Annotated in this window: 14 protein-coding genes; all 14 read right to left on the bottom strand. The window is 38.6% G+C overall.

Annotated features, from left to right (window positions below; genetic code table 11):
- Window positions 1-17 precede the first annotated feature (17 nt).
- Entirely contained in the window at window positions 18-596 is a 579-nt protein-coding gene (locus tag G460_RS0103840) for a four helix bundle suffix domain-containing protein (RefSeq protein WP_026954122.1), read from the bottom strand.
- Between the two features lies 1 nt (window position 597).
- The gene (locus G460_RS0103835; RefSeq protein ID WP_026954121.1) at window positions 598-972 is read right to left on the bottom strand and encodes a hypothetical protein; all 375 of its coding nucleotides are present in this window, start codon (window positions 970-972) and stop codon (window positions 598-600) included.
- Complete coding sequence (locus G460_RS23395; RefSeq protein ID WP_051315900.1) at window positions 962-2,158, bottom strand: restriction endonuclease subunit S; 1,197 nt, start codon at window positions 2,156-2,158, stop codon at window positions 962-964. Before G460_RS23395 ends, G460_RS0103835 begins: the two co-directional genes overlap by 11 nt.
- Window positions 2,155-3,609, bottom strand: a complete 1,455-nt coding sequence (locus tag G460_RS0103825; RefSeq protein ID WP_026954120.1) for a class I SAM-dependent DNA methyltransferase — start codon at window positions 3,607-3,609, stop codon at window positions 2,155-2,157. The genes G460_RS23395 and G460_RS0103825 overlap by 4 nt, the downstream gene beginning before the upstream one ends.
- A 786-nt stretch (window positions 3,610-4,395) precedes the next feature.
- Window positions 4,396-5,559, bottom strand: coding sequence for a relaxase/mobilization nuclease domain-containing protein (locus tag G460_RS0103815; protein ID WP_026954118.1), 1,164 nt, complete (start codon window positions 5,557-5,559; stop codon window positions 4,396-4,398).
- Complete coding sequence (locus G460_RS0103810; RefSeq protein WP_026954117.1) at window positions 5,549-5,893, bottom strand: MobC family plasmid mobilization relaxosome protein; 345 nt, start codon at window positions 5,891-5,893, stop codon at window positions 5,549-5,551. The genes G460_RS0103815 and G460_RS0103810 overlap by 11 nt, the downstream gene beginning before the upstream one ends.
- A gap of 417 nt (window positions 5,894-6,310) precedes the next feature.
- Complete coding sequence (locus G460_RS0103800) at window positions 6,311-7,528, bottom strand: primase-helicase family protein (protein WP_026954115.1); 1,218 nt, start codon at window positions 7,526-7,528, stop codon at window positions 6,311-6,313.
- Entirely contained in the window at window positions 7,525-7,875 is a 351-nt protein-coding gene (locus G460_RS21365; RefSeq protein ID WP_051315899.1) for a helix-turn-helix domain-containing protein, read from the bottom strand. Before G460_RS21365 ends, G460_RS0103800 begins: the two co-directional genes overlap by 4 nt.
- A gap of 562 nt (window positions 7,876-8,437) precedes the next feature.
- A complete protein-coding gene (locus G460_RS0103785) occupies window positions 8,438-9,568 on the bottom strand; it encodes a tyrosine-type recombinase/integrase (protein WP_035463819.1) in 1,131 nt (376 codons plus the stop codon).
- An 8-nt stretch (window positions 9,569-9,576) separates the two neighbouring features.
- Entirely contained in the window at window positions 9,577-9,930 is a 354-nt protein-coding gene (locus tag G460_RS0103780; RefSeq protein WP_026954113.1) for a helix-turn-helix transcriptional regulator, read from the bottom strand.
- A 259-nt stretch (window positions 9,931-10,189) separates the two neighbouring features.
- Complete coding sequence (mnmE, locus tag G460_RS0103775) at window positions 10,190-11,572, bottom strand: tRNA uridine-5-carboxymethylaminomethyl(34) synthesis GTPase MnmE (RefSeq protein WP_026954112.1); 1,383 nt, start codon at window positions 11,570-11,572, stop codon at window positions 10,190-10,192.
- On the bottom strand, window positions 11,569-12,024 hold the full coding sequence (locus tag G460_RS0103770; RefSeq protein WP_026954111.1) for a thioredoxin family protein: 456 nt from the start codon (window positions 12,022-12,024) through the stop codon (window positions 11,569-11,571). The genes mnmE and G460_RS0103770 overlap by 4 nt, the downstream gene beginning before the upstream one ends.
- 12 nt (window positions 12,025-12,036) lie before the next feature.
- Window positions 12,037-12,936: a metal ABC transporter permease gene (locus G460_RS21360; protein WP_342667602.1), complete on the bottom strand. Its 900-nt coding sequence runs from the start codon at window positions 12,934-12,936 to the stop codon at window positions 12,037-12,039.
- Complete coding sequence (locus G460_RS0103760) at window positions 12,923-14,215, bottom strand: metal ABC transporter permease (RefSeq protein WP_026954110.1); 1,293 nt, start codon at window positions 14,213-14,215, stop codon at window positions 12,923-12,925. Before G460_RS0103760 ends, G460_RS21360 begins: the two co-directional genes overlap by 14 nt.
- Window position 14,216 lies beyond the last annotated feature (1 nt).

The following is a 14,216-nucleotide window of genomic DNA, read 5'->3' as shown; positions in this document are numbered from 1 at the left end:
ATATGTCCCAATTTATATTAAGGCTTTTTCTTTCTCTCTTCAATTCTCGTTCGGGTCATCCGCTCTCTCAATCCTCCTTCTTTTACAAAAGCAATCTCTAATTGCTTTATTTGCTGGTTAAGCAAATAAGTACAAATCTTGATTAACGTAATCATAGAATTAGCTACGATTTCAGGACTCTCATGCTCTATAGCTTTCTGGAATGTCTCGTAAGTAGGAGTTGGAGTACTTTTATTGAGCTCGCGAACGCGAGCGACCAGTCGGTGATCCTTGCCCCAAATCGGAAGCTTCTGAGTTCTCAGAAAATCCTCATAGTCGATAAGTAACTCTTCTAAACTAGCCTGTGCAACATTAGTGAGCTTGATTTCCATTTCCTTAGAAGTGCCGGAAGCCATACTACCTTCGACGATATTTTGCTTGCCACTTCGGGCGGCTTGGACCATCTGACCTACAGTCCGATCATACTTATGAAAAAAGCGATTAGTAAAATATACCGTACCATCATAGATGATCTCCGCCTTCTGATAGCTAAAAAGATTGCGGTAACCTCCATGCTGGGGAATAAATCCTTCGGTATTTTTATTTTGGTCGCTCATTTTAAAAAAAAAGGTATTTGTCTACCGATATTCTTTTACCTAAACCAACTTTAGTAATTATTTTTCCAATTATATGAAAGTATGAAGGGTTTGTTTTGTAGAGATCATAAAATTTTGATTGAAACACATTTTGATCAAAAATTTTATTTCGGTGCGATATTATTTCGTCATACACTCTTTCTAATAAATCAATTGAAACATTTAAGTTTTTTCTACACCCTACGCTTATTCTAAATCCAATTTGATTTTTACAATTTTTACCTTTACAAATGAATGGGGGAATCTCCAATATCTGCTGAAAGTTATATTTTGGATCTAAAAAATCATTTTGATTCAAAGACTGAAGCGCCTTAGTTAAAGGGTGATTAGGATTCATGAAATAGAAGGTTTTCTGTAAGCTCCCCACTAAACGCCTTCTGCAAAATACTTTTTTTCAATTCCTCCAAGTCAGCTAATTTCTGCTGATAGATCGCTTCAAGCTTTTGGGTTTCAGCCCGAAGTGCATCTAATTTTTCAATAATGATTTTTTGTTCTTCAAATGTTTTCGGAAACACAATTTTAATACTTGTTAAATTGCTATTATATAGTCTTGAAATAGTTGCTCCTTTGGAAGGTTGCCAGTCACAAAACTCATAAAAAGTATATAAGTAGTCATTCAACACTTGTTTTTCATCATTATCAATCCATACAATATTTGAGTCTTGAAAAAAAGCTGGTTCACCATCGTATCTTACTCGTCTTCCAATAGTTCCAGATGCTGAAATCAAAATGTCTCCCTTTTTTGGAAATGAATATTTAGTCCTGTATTCATTATAAATTTCTATTGAGATAAATGCGTCAGGTGTTTTTCCAAAAGTTCCAATTTTATAAAACGGAATATCACCTTTTGGAGAAGTTTGGTGTTTCAATATTCTCTTGCACATAGATGGTTTTCCTATTTCCCCCAAAGTCTTTTCCTCCCATCCCTCATCTTTCTTCTCAAACACCCCCTGCAAATAGCTTTCAAAAAGTTCTTTGGCGTTTTTGAGGTTTTGTTCGGCATTGGCTTTTGCTTGGTCTATCGCGGCAAAGCACTCGTCTAATATGGAAACGATCCGTTGTTGTTCTGGGAGGGGAGGAAATGGGATTTCAAAATTATTTATTTGTTCAGTACTTAAATTTGGCTGTGCAGCTCCAGCAGCAATTCTTAAACTTTCCTCAACTTTTGTGGATAAGAAGTAATAGAGATAACTTCTAAGTAAATTTTTTCTTGGTAAAAATTTACCAACACGTTGGTTTAGATAAAAGACCGTTCCGCTAGTATTAATTCCTAATTTTCCTGTGGTAGCTCCTGACATTGCAATTACCAAGTCATTTTGAAAAACTTTAAACCTATCAAAGTTTTCTTTGTAGTCTTTCGGATCAAAATAAACAAGGCTAGACAGTTCTAATTCCTGGTTTTGAATATTTGTTATTCTAAGAATAGGTAAACCTGATTCCTTATAGGTTTTGCTTTTGAAAGCGAAACCATTTTGAAAATCACAAACTTCACCCAGCTTTTTTATTTCCCAACCTTCCTTCATATCAATTCCAAGATTGAGTTTAAGATCTCTGCACTTTCCTCGTCTAAGGCTTTCATTTCCTCTAGAATAGTTTGTGGAGATCGAAGGGCAGCTTCTTCTTTTTTGTTTGGGTTCTTGACTGAAAGGTCGAAGGTGTTTTGATCTACGTCTTTGATGTTTATAGTCCAGGAGTTTTCGCTATCCGCGAATGTTTTTTGTAATTCCACAAACTCCGCGAGATCATTTTCATTTATGGGATTAGTCTTTCCAAGGTTGCGATCCAAATTGAGGGAATAGAACCAGACCTTTTTCGTAGCGCTGCCTTTTTCGAAGAAGAGGACGACGGTTTTGACCCCTGCTCCGGTAAAGGTTCCTCCTGGAAGATCCAAGACGGTATGCAGGTTGCAGTTTTCTAAGAGTTGTTTTCGTAAGGCTATCGAAGCATTATCAGTATTACTAAGGAAGGTGTTTTTGATGACCACACCTGCACGACCACCGGCTCTTAAGATTTTTATAAAGTGTTGTAAAAAAAGGGAAGCGGTTTCTCCGGTTCGGATCGGGAAGTTCTCCTGCACTTCTGCTCTTTCCTTGCCCCCGAAAGGAGGATTGGCCAGTACCACATCGTATCTATCCTTTTCCTGAATATCTGCGATATTCTCAGCCAGTGTATTGGTATGGATGATATTTGGAGCTTCCACACCATGCAGGATCATATTCATAATCCCGATGATATAGGCTAGTGATTTCTTTTCCTTTCCGTAGAAGGTACGCTTCTGAAGGATTTCAGACTCGGCAGTAGTCAGTGACTTGGAGTTTCGCATGTAGTCGAAAGCCTCGCATAGGAAGCCTGCCGAACCCACCGCGCCATCATAGACGGTTTCGCCGATTTGCGGATTCACCACTTTGATGATGGTGGTGATAAGTGGTCGAGGGGTATAGTATTCTCCACCATTTCGCCCGGCATTGCCCATGTTTTTGATTTTTCCCTCATAGAGATGGGACATTTCATGCTTTTCGGCATAGGTTCGGAAGCGTAGGGAATCTATCAGATTGATTACTTCCCGAAGGTTGTAGCCACTTTGAATTCGGTTCTTGAGTTCGCTGAAGATTTCTCCGATTTTGTATTCTATAGTATCTGGACTGGAAGCAGAAAGCTTGAAGCTTTTTAGGTAAGGCCAGAGTTTGACATTTACAAAATCATTAAGATCATCCCCAGTCTTTGCATTATGGTGATTGAGTTCTCCATTTGGAAGTTTGGGTGCAGCCCAAGTACTCCACTGATATTCCGGACTGATGATGGAGGTATAAGTTTTGCCTTCCAGTTCGGCAGCAGTAGCCCGATCCTGATCCAGATCATCCAGGTATTTCAGAAAAAGCACCCAAGAAGTCTGCTCCACATAATCCAATTCAGAGCCACAGCCCGCGTCTTTGTGAAGGATATCGTCTACGTTTTTAAAGGTTTGTTCGAACATGAATGTTAATTATTAATCTTCCCAAGAAAAGGTATCTCTGAGGTATTGAAGTGTCTTGCGGTTTTGAGTTGAAAATTTTTTGAAAGCGTTTCCTGTATGGTATTTTCTGTGAGAAAAATAATCCATTGATGCCCCTGAATATAATTGATTCAATGAATCATAATTTTTCTGATTGAATGGTGTGAAGGGTCTTCCCCTTGAGTCATCTGCCCCAAGCAGTTTGCATTTGCAAGAGGAAAGTTTGGGAGTTCTATTTCCTACTTGAATCAGGTAAAGGTCATCTTCCAATTCACAATAGAAGGAAAGGTTGTCTATTGCAAAAAAGAGTACCGTTCCATTTTCTAAGAATTTTTTCCTTTTTCTATTATTATGAATTTTTTGTTCTTCTGAATTGAGAGCAAAAAGAGGTACAAGAAGTTTTAAGTGAATTCCATTTGGAAAAAGTTTTTGGTCGTATTCAAAAATAATTTCCTTTTGAAGTGCTGCGTCCAAAAATTTTCCATCCTTATAGATGATATCTAGGTGAGCATCTGGAGTATCAAGTTCTGGGAAGTCGGAGTTGAAGGCACTTTGCATTTTTATTTTAAAATTCTAAAATCATCTTTCTTAAAAAACTAAATACAAGATGCATTTTTTTTGAGAAAAAAGGCAAATGAGAAAAGAGGAAAATGGATTCTTTTCATTAATGGTTTTTCCCTTTAGTTAGGTGTGATCAAAGTTATTCTGGAATTTTTCGGCCCCTCCAAAGGCCTGGAAAAATTACGGAAATAACTTTTCTCGGTTTCTCTATCTTGAAAGTCCTTCTTCTTTCTTCTTTTTCTTTTTGCGGTCTTTTTCTAGATTTCCAGAAGGCGAAAGATTGCCAAGCAAATTCCCCAGGCCAGCAAGGGTATTAGCAGCGTCAGATAAGAGATGATGAGAACTGTCCTGGTTTTCTTCTGGCTGTTGATCAGGTGCTGAATTTCTTTCTTGATCGGTTCTAACGCTATTTGATTGCTCTCGTGGATCTTTTGAATCTTCTGCTCCAGATTGTTTTGACTCTTGTTCAAGTAATGTGTGTTCTGAATCAATTTGTCCAGTTGTACCGATAGGTAGTGTATTTTGTAATTGTTTTCTTCCTTTATTTTCTCCGAAGATTGATTTTGTTCGATGGTTTGCCTTACCAATTTCTTCGCTGTCTCTAGTTTGCTCATAGTTGATTGATTTTTTGACGTTTGACCATTTAAACTGGTTTCCTAAGGCTTGACCTTTGGCTTTGAAATTTTTGCTTAAATAGGTGATTCCTGAAACTCGCCCTGTGCTTGCTTGATTGAATAGGAGGTAGATTCCTTCCTTTTCGAGGTTTCGAATCAAATCTTGGATGGACTTGGAATGATTGAGTTGAGTAGCCACTTTTTCTTGCATCAACATTTTATTGGATGCTTTGCCGGTTCTGATAACCATTTCTAATTCATCTTTATTCGGTGCTTTGAGTTTGGCTTTTTCGCTGTCATTGACTTTTTCCAAACGGTACTTTTCTTCTAACTCTCTTACGATTTTCTCACTTCGCTTGTAATTATTGCTGTCAGATACAACAGTTCCGTCAAAGCGATTTCTTAGACTTAATATGTGGCAATGAGGATGGGAGGAATCATGATGACGGAAAATGAAAAAAGCATTATTATCAAACCCCATTTTCTTCATATACTCTTGGGCTACTTCCAGCATCTTTTGATTGCTGATATCTTCACCAATCGCAAAATTCAAGCTGGTGTGAAAGGTGTTCCTTTTCAGTCTTGGATTTAGATCCCTTAGAATATTCAATTCCTTTTTGACCTGATCTTGTTGTAGACTTACAAAGTTTGTCTCTAATAGTTCTGCTTTTTGTGCGGGATCTTTGGAATACAGCTTTTTCAGATTGTAGTTCAATGCTCCCAAAAATGAAGTTCCGATGGATTGCTTAGCGATCATTGATCAGTCTTTTAAGAATGCTGTCTAATTTTTCCTTAAGTGAAATAAAAGCTCTCAACTTATCAGGCGGAACCTCTTTCCCTGAATTGTAATGCCTGGCTATCTGGTTAATATTGGTTCCAATCTTTTTAAGCTCCAGGTAAGTTTTGACATCAATACTTGGCATTCTTGCTTGGAGCAATCTGTTTTTGAAGACACAAGACCTGATCACCTCGGTAGGACTAATATTTGAATATTCACTGAGTTCTGCCAAAGCCAAGACTTCTCGTTCGTTCATTTTGAATGTGAACTTGGTGTCTCTTTTTTCTTTTTGTGGTTTTCTTGGCCTTGCCATAGTTAAGGATTTGAACGAAGTGAGATTTCTATTTCTAAGAGTAGCGAACAAGCGTTTTGGTCTGACCAAAACATGGCTTGCTTCGCAAAGCGACCCCTGATTCCATCTTCTTTTTTTCTTCCTTTTGAATTTTCCAGAGCAGGATGAATTGAAATACAGCAAAAAGAAAAAGAGGCTCAGCTGCTATAGTTGCTTCTTTGTCTTTAGGAATTGTCAAAAAGGCCGAATTAAATGTTGATTTGTTGACTTTTGATCTCAAGTCATTGTTTATCAGTTTTTTGTACGGTAAACATTTGGTCAACTTTCAGGTCAACATTCCAATCGCATTGTTGATCAATGGTCAACATTAATTTCAATTGTTGACCAAATGTTGACTGATTGTTGACTTGTTAACCTGTTCATTTTCAATTCAATAAATCAATTAGTCAACATTCCAGACAAAATCGGCTCTAATTCCTGTTGAAGTATTTTGTAGTACCTACCTTTCTCTTCTTTTTCACAGATGCTACCGGTTGAGTCATACTGGTAAGCGGTGAAGTTGGAGGCATTGGGATACTGTTTCAGTTTCCAAACTTCCTCTAAAATTTTACGGACGTAGGAACGGGAAACAGTGAGTCCGGACCTTTCCAGTAACTTCTTTGCATGTGTATTGGTCAAACAAAATTCTGTGAGCTCACGGCTTTCCATGATTTCCTTGATTGTTTCAAAAAGCTCCAGTTCTACTTTGTTGATAGAATAGGATTTTACTCTTCGAAGTGCAGGAGTATAGATTTGCTCTGGAGTAAACCACATTCGCGAACTTTTGGATGTAACGAGATTTCTTTGAAGCAAATAGTGGAGAAAGTGGGGGAGTTCGTCTTCTAGTTTATATAGAAAATCAGGATCCAACTTTTCTAAAGTAGGGACCTTCCTCACCCAATAACGAGTTTCCTGGACTCCAATGACCATGAAATTATCTTCGTTATTGGAGCACAGAATGATTTTCCCAAAAAACTCCACTTCAAAACGGTCTTTTCCTTTGGCTTCAGCTTTATAGGATTTGGCAGTACTCAGGTTTTTGATTTTCTCACTGTCTTCCTTCCGATCCAGCAGTACTTCGTCAATTGCAATTATCAGCTTCGAAACCCAATCCGAATTGAAATTACTTCGGAAATCAGAATTGGTGTTGAAGGTCATATTGTTCCCATAAATCGCCTTCAGAAGGTTTAGGAAGGTGGTTTTTCCAGTATTTCCTTCACTACTGACTAGGCAAAGAACAGGGAGACGTTGGCTGGGCTTGGTAAAAAGGAGTTGAAGATAATCCAAGCCAATTTCATACTGATCCCCAAAAATATGTTTGACAAAGCTCAGGATGTTTGGGCAATCACCAGGAAGGGGACTCAAGGAAATCGGTTCATAGAGATTGTAAAATCCTTGGTAATTTCGTTGGTATTCCAAATGCTCCGGAATGGTGCAAAAACCATTGTAGCGTTCCATATTTTTCACTACATCCCGCCAGTTGGGGTAGTCCTGCTTAATGGTGTCCAAATTCCAGGAAATCATCATTTCCTCATCTTTTCCACTCATCATTGGTTTCTTGACCCGCTTGAAGAGTGAAGTACCTACTCGAATATATCTATCTTCAATACTTTTCATACTCTTGATTTTCTTGAAGACCGATTTTTCTGATATTCTTCAGCTTCTTCCTCGATTTCAGCATTGGTCTTGATTCTGGTTTTTTTCAGCCAGTTGATTAAATCAACCTTGAAGAAATGTAGCTTCCTTCCAGATTTGTGATAGGGGATCTCTTTTCTTGAGGTTTTTGCATAAATCGAATAGATGCTCAGGTTTAAAAATTCCGCAGCTTCTTTTACAGTCAAGATTTCCTCTGATTGAGCTTTTTCAGAACCACTATTGTTGGCTTTTTTAATTTCTTCCAGTAATAAAGAAAAGCCTTCTTTTAGTTCTAAACTCAAACTCTCAAATGGATTGTTTGATTTCATAATTACATGGATTTGTTTCTCGAAATTTATAGAAAAAGAAGAGTATAAAGCAAATCCATAATTTAGCTTATAGAGTAAGTTGTTTCATTTTATATGAGTGTATGATCAGATTTGACCAGATATGACCAGATTTGACAAGTTATATATATAGATATATAAATATCTACATATGTGTATATATTTTAGGGACAAAAAAAATGTATTTAAAATACTGAAAATCAGAGATTTAAAATTGATTTGAAAAATTTTTGTTTATGTTTATTGAGACGAATTTGTAGATAGCAGGCAGCATTCATTATAAAATTTAATTTTCATGAAAAAATGAATGTTTACAAGAAGTTAACTTAAAAGTGTATTTCAGAGTTGTGAGACTGTGATTTGTGAATTTTACATATATACGTATATATAGATATTCGTATATATATATCACAATAGAAACTGTGCATAACTGGTCAAAAAAAAAATTTAACTTTTTTTCTATTCAAACCTAATTTTTCCAAAAATATGGATGGAATTTGATGAGTTTTGGAATTCAACTTGAGATGTTGGTCAAGAAAACTGGTCAGTAAAGCTTGATCTTATCCGCTGCTTCGACCTTCTTTTCGTTGGTGATTTTGGTGTAAATCTCAGTGGTTTTTACCTGGCGATGTCCCAAGTTTCCAGAGATCACATAAATGTCAGTTCCTCCAGCCAACTGGAGGGTGGCGTAGGTATGTCGGAAGCAATGAAAGGTGACCTTTTTCAGAATTCCGGCTTTCAGAATCCAGTTTTTCAAAATGGTATTATTGGTAGCCGAGTATTTTAATCCTGAGAATACTTGTTCATCCTGTCCCTTTCTTTCTCCCACCAATTCACGGGCTTGCTTTGATATCGGTAAATATTCAAACCTTCCTGTTTTGCGTTGACGATATTTGAGGAGAGAAATTTCAGTTTGCTCAGGATCCTCGATTTCACTCCAAGTCAGTTTCTCAATATCTGACCATCTTAATCCTGTCATGCAAGAAAACAGGGAAGCCAATCGAAGCATGGGCAATTCTGGACAGGGAGTCTGGTAAAGTTTCATCACCTCGGCTTGAGTCAGGTAAACACGGTTACTTCCTTCTGCTCTAACATTTGAAATTGAGATACAAGGATCTTTCGTTATGATCTGTTCTTTCAAAGCATCTTTTAAAGTAGCTCGAAGTTTTGCAAAGTAACTCAATTGGGTGTTTGCCGAAAGTTTATGACTTCGGCCAATGGATTTGGTTTTGGATAGGTATTCTTTAAATCCCTCACAAAATTCTGGAGTGACTTCGGCGAATGTGCAAATTCCACCTGAGTATAATTTCAAATGTTCATACGCACTTTTCCAGTTTCCCTGATTTCCCGAAGTCCTGGAATGAGTTTTTCCTTTTTCTAAAAAATATTGAAGGAAATCTCTTTTCAAATTGAATTTGTCATAAAAGCCAAAGTTGTTGTTTAGAAACTCAATCTCCTTTTGGGTTCTGATACTTTCGGCCTTTAAGATGCAAACTCTATTGAATTCTTTCTGGGTAGGAGTTTTTGGGTTTTCAAAAATATGAAAGCCCAAATAGTCTCTCCTTTTTTTCTTGCCGGTATTGGGATCTACAATAGGAGGATAGAAGTCTAGGTATAAACTGATCTTCCCATTTTCTAGTGGTCGTTTTCTTAGGGTGACTTTGGTGGCTTTCATAATAGGGGCTATTGATTTAAAAATGACTCGATATCGGATTTTCTAAAAATTCGTTTCCTCCCTATGTTTTTAACATCCAAGGAATCCCTTTTTACCAAACGCCAAAGTGTAGTGCGACTGATCCCCATATAAACACAGGTTTCCTTAACGTTCAAAAAGGACTTTTGATTGGCAACCATCCAATCTTGATTGATAGTGGTAGCTGTTTCAGTCAGGCTCTTTTGAATTTTTTCCTCTTTCATCCTCAGCTTATAGGCCTTTTTTGCGCAGTTATCCCCGCAGTACTTGGTTACAGTGGTTTTTGCAGTGAAGGAATTTCCGCACAACTGGCAAATTCTGGTGATTCTAATATTTGAACTCATGGATTTAAAGTTTGCTCTGTTTGTTTCTAGTTGTTTCCCAATGTTTCCAGTTGTTTCTGGTTGTTTCCCATTGTTTCATAATCTCCCCCAATTTAGCAAAAAAATTGTACCGCCAAAAAACGGTACAAATCCGGTACAAATATTCTATCAAAATTGAAAATTGAATAAAAAGAGATACAAATGAAAAACCCTCTAAATAAAAGATTTAGAGGGTTTTAATAAGTTTTACTTAGAGTTGTTTAGAACTGTTTGTAGGTGTTTATTTCCCGATACAAAACTTTGAAAAAATATTAGCCAGTAGATCGTCGGTAGTAATTTCACCGGTAATTTCACCAAGGTAATGCAATGACCTACGAATATCCATAGCCAAGAAATCATTGGTTACTTCATTGTCCAGCCCACTTAACACATCTAAAAGAGATTCTCGGGTTCTCGTCAAAGAATCATAATGCCGTACATTGGTGACAACTGTATTCCCGGTCTTAAATTTGTCCAGATTGACTAATTCCAATATCTTAACCTTTAAGCCTTCCAAATTTTCTTTATGCCCTGCTGAGATAAAAATTATATCCGAATGTTTTTCCTTTAACTCATTAATTAATTGGCTATTAGCTTTATCTACTTTATTCGCCACTTTCACAAAAGGAACTCCCAGATTTTCCAACTTATTGATGTCTCTATTGATTTCAATGAGGTCCGTATCCCCCAGATCAAATAGGTACAGAATCAAGGAGGCAGTCTTCATTTTTTCCTGAGTTCTGCTGACTCCTATCGCTTCAATCGTGTCTGTGGTTTCTCTTAAGCCGGCGGTATCTATAAATCTGAAAATGACTCCGCCAATATTGATTTCATCCTCGATAAAATCCCGCGTAGTTCCTGCGATATCAGAGACAATCGCTTTTTCCTCATTGAGTAAGGCATTCAAGAGGGTGGACTTCCCGGCGTTTGGCTTTCCCGCAATGACAGTAGGCACACCATTTTTGATCACGTTTCCGAGATCAAAACTTAAAATCAATTCTTCCACGACTCGTAAGAGTCTTTCTACCAAAGCCCGAAGATCATCTCGGCTGGCAAATTCCACATCCTCCTCAGTGAAGTCCAGCTCGAGCTCAATCATAGAAGCAAAATGGATCAATTGAGTTCTTAATTCCTGAATTTCAGAAGAAAATCCACCTCTCATCTGGTTCAAAGCAGCAGAGTGGGAAGCTTCAGAGTCTGCGTGAATCAAATCTGCAACTGCCTCGGCCTGAGCCAGATCAAATTGTCCATTTAGGAAAGCACGTTGGGTGAATTCACCGGGTTTTGCGGGCCGAACTCCCTTCTTCAGAAAGAGCCTAATCACCTGATTGATGATGTAAGAAGACCCATGCGTTGATATCTCTACGACATTTTCTTTGGTAAAGGATTTGGGTGCGATGAATAGTGATACCAGAACTTCATCGATGACTTTTTCTCCATCTCGAATAGTTCCAAAATGAATGGTATGTGAGTCTTGTTGTTCAAGATTCTTTCCATAAAACACTTCATTGACGACTTGAATCGCCTTGTTTCCAGAAAGTCTTATAACTGCAATCGCACCAACACCCTGCGGAGTGGCAAGTGCAATAATGGTGTCTTCGCGTTCGGCGAGAGAAAAACTCATGGCTTGATTCTAAATGCTTTTTCAATTAATTCACTGAGGCCGTCCATAAATTGGTCAGGAGTGCGATAGCCAGGCAACTGAGCTATATTTTTCAATGTGGGATCGATGACTACAAAGTTGGGGTAAGAGCGCACCCGCATTGCTGCTGCCATTTCAGCCTCACTATATTCTTTGCCTCCAAATTCAAAAGTTCTTTTGCTGTCTTCAGCATTTAGTTTGACTGCGTAGAAGTTTTCGTTGATATGGGCTATGACTTCTGGATCTGTAAAAGTTTCCTTATCCATTTTTTTGCACCATCCACACCAGTCCGTGTAAACGTCTACGAGTAACATTTTTGGATTGCTTTGATTCGCTGTCACGGCATCTTCAAACTTCATCCACTCTATTTTATCTTGAGCAAATGTGCTTGAGGATATCAATACAGCCAGAAATACTCCTAATACCTGCTTCATCTTTTTCTTCATTCAAGAGCTTAACGCTTCGGGCTCCAGTCGGGTTCCGGATTTAAATTTATACTTTTTACTGTTGAAAACAGCAGAAACTAAGAATACGAGACCAGCGACGGAGACAATCATTCCTGCTATGGAGCTGTCCAGCCAAAATGCCATGTAGTAGCCAATAATGGAAATTCCTATGCCTATGAGCACCGTCAGTTGGATCAGGGATTTGATGTTTTTGGTCCAGAGAAAAGCTGTGGCAGGCGGGACTACCAGAAGTGCTACCACGAGAATAGCCCCTACCGCTTCGAAGCTACTCACAGTAGTATAGGAGACCATACTCATCAAAGCAAGATTGATTCCTCCAGCAGGTATTCCCATGACCAAGCCAAATCCTTCATCAAAACTGGTTAGTTTTAATTCTTTGAATAACAGTAAGATAAATGTAATTACTAAAAGTAGATTTAAAAGTGCTAGCCAAGTAATTCTCGGTCCCATACTAAAGCCAGCTTTGGTGATCCAAAGGTCTATTGGAAGATAAGCGATCTCGCCGTATAGCACACATTCTTGATCCAGGTCTACTTTGTACGCCAATAGATTGATCAAAATAATTCCAATTGCAAATAATAGAGTAAAGGTGATCCCGATGGAAGCATCCAGTTGGACTTTTGCTTTTTTTCTAAGAAAGTCTATCACCATCGTAGCAATAATACCGAGCAATCCTGCTCCCACGATCACCTCCACGCCTCGCTGACTTCCTGAGATGAAAAAGCCGATTACAATGCCAGGTAATACGGCATGGGAAATAGCATCTCCGGTCATGGACATTTTGCGAAGCATCATAAATACACCTAACAATCCACAAGAAATCGCGATGAGGGAGGCGGTGAAAATGATTAAAAAGGCGTTTTGATCAAAGCTCATCATGGTCTCTTGGAATGTTTTCTTGGTGAGGATCGAGTTTGGGGTATTTGAGTCGGTTGTCGAGGAGGGCTTCCAACTCTGGAGTCAGCAGGTGCTCCATTTTTTCAGCGGAATCGTGCACATGATCTGGAGCAATATTCATGTATTCGTTGAGGTAAGATTCCCAAAGTCGATGCAGTCGGACGATCCGCATTGCTTCTGACTTACCTTTAGATGTTAATGTGATAAAACCTTCTTTTATAATGAGTTGAGATCTCTTTCTTAAATAAGAGATGGATCTATTGGTTTCTCTTTTATGATGGGGGTAGAGTGCAAGCAATTCGGATTGGGATAGGCCCGACTTCTTTTCTTCCAAAGCTTTGTACAGACTCTTAAGTACGTGGTCCCGGTGCATTTTAGTCAGATACTTTCGTCTGGAAAAGAATCGATAAAGAATTCCTTTTTTGGGAGCAAAGACAAATGAAATCAGGGCTAAAGTAGATAGACTGACCACCACCCACGGTCCTGTAGGCATCTGAGGAAGTACGAAGGAGATATAGGTGCCGATGATACCAGATAGTACAGCAAATACTCCAGCTAAAATTAACAAGGAAGAAAGCCTGTCTGTCCAAAACCTTGCTGCAGCCCCTGGTGTAATCAAGAGTGCTGCCATCAATACCACTCCGATTGCCTGAATGCCAATCACCACCGACAGGATCATAAGGATGTTGAAAACCAAACGGACTCGATCCATTGGGAAGCCAATAGCTTTTCCGAATTCTGCATTGAATACCAACAGTCTGAATTCTTTCATCAATAAGCTCAGCGAGAGAATGATGATGAAAGCTAGTCCTCCATAGACCCAGAGGTCTTCTTCCAGTATTCCAATAGCATTGCCAAAAATAAACTGGTTCAAGCCTGCCATTTCCGGATTGCCAGACTTTTGAATGACTGTCAATAAGACGATTCCCAAACCAAAAAAAGTGGAAAGGATCACAGCGATAATTGAGTCTTCACTGAGTTTCGTGTTTTCCTTGAGCCATGAACTCAGAAATGTCGCCAGTGAGCCAGAAATGATAGCTCCACCGACGATGTAGTAGGGGTTTTTCTCTCCGGCTAGCATGAAACCCAAGCAGATCCCCGGCAAGACTGCGTGCGATATGGCGTCACCCAATAGAGCTTTGTTGTCCAAAAAGCTGAAAGTGCCCACATACGCTGAGCCAATTCCCAAAATGGTAATTCCCAAAACGATGAAAGCAATCGAAGCATCCTGAAAGGAAAAGAAATACAGAAAATTTTCCATA

This window comes from Algoriphagus vanfongensis DSM 17529 (assembly GCF_000429465.1).
GTDB lineage: Bacteria > Bacteroidota > Bacteroidia > Cytophagales > Cyclobacteriaceae > Algoriphagus > Algoriphagus vanfongensis.
This window is presented reverse-complemented; position numbering and strand designations above follow the sequence as displayed.

What these genes read in the sequence shown, in the direction of transcription:
- G460_RS0103780 (WP_026954113.1), bottom strand. Translation starts at nt 9,930, where the DNA reads ATGAGTTCAAATATTAGAATCACCAGAATTTGCCAGTTGTGCGGAAAT.
- G460_RS0103810 (WP_026954117.1), bottom strand. Translation starts at nt 5,893, where the DNA reads ATGGCAAGGCCAAGAAAACCACAAAAAGAAAAAAGAGACACCAAGTTC.
- G460_RS0103760 (WP_026954110.1), bottom strand. Translation starts at nt 14,215, where the DNA reads ATGGAAAATTTTCTGTATTTCTTTTCCTTTCAGGATGCTTCGATTGCT.
- G460_RS23395 (WP_051315900.1), bottom strand. Translation starts at nt 2,158, where the DNA reads ATGAAGGAAGGTTGGGAAATAAAAAAGCTGGGTGAAGTTTGTGATTTT.
- G460_RS0103825 (WP_026954120.1), bottom strand. Translation starts at nt 3,609, where the DNA reads ATGTTCGAACAAACCTTTAAAAACGTAGACGATATCCTTCACAAAGAC.
- G460_RS0103815 (WP_026954118.1), bottom strand. Translation starts at nt 5,559, where the DNA reads ATGATCGCTAAGCAATCCATCGGAACTTCATTTTTGGGAGCATTGAAC.
- G460_RS21360 (WP_342667602.1), bottom strand. Translation starts at nt 12,936, where the DNA reads ATGATGAGCTTTGATCAAAACGCCTTTTTAATCATTTTCACCGCCTCC.
- G460_RS0103800 (WP_026954115.1), bottom strand. Translation starts at nt 7,528, where the DNA reads ATGAAAAGTATTGAAGATAGATATATTCGAGTAGGTACTTCACTCTTC.
- G460_RS21365 (WP_051315899.1), bottom strand. Translation starts at nt 7,875, where the DNA reads ATGAAATCAAACAATCCATTTGAGAGTTTGAGTTTAGAACTAAAAGAA.
- G460_RS0103835 (WP_026954121.1), bottom strand. Translation starts at nt 972, where the DNA reads ATGAATCCTAATCACCCTTTAACTAAGGCGCTTCAGTCTTTGAATCAA.
- mnmE (WP_026954112.1), bottom strand. Translation starts at nt 11,572, where the DNA reads ATGAGTTTTTCTCTCGCCGAACGCGAAGACACCATTATTGCACTTGCC.
- G460_RS0103840 (WP_026954122.1), bottom strand. Translation starts at nt 596, where the DNA reads ATGAGCGACCAAAATAAAAATACCGAAGGATTTATTCCCCAGCATGGA.
- G460_RS0103785 (WP_035463819.1), bottom strand. Translation starts at nt 9,568, where the DNA reads ATGAAAGCCACCAAAGTCACCCTAAGAAAACGACCACTAGAAAATGGG.
- G460_RS0103770 (WP_026954111.1), bottom strand. Translation starts at nt 12,024, where the DNA reads ATGAAGCAGGTATTAGGAGTATTTCTGGCTGTATTGATATCCTCAAGC.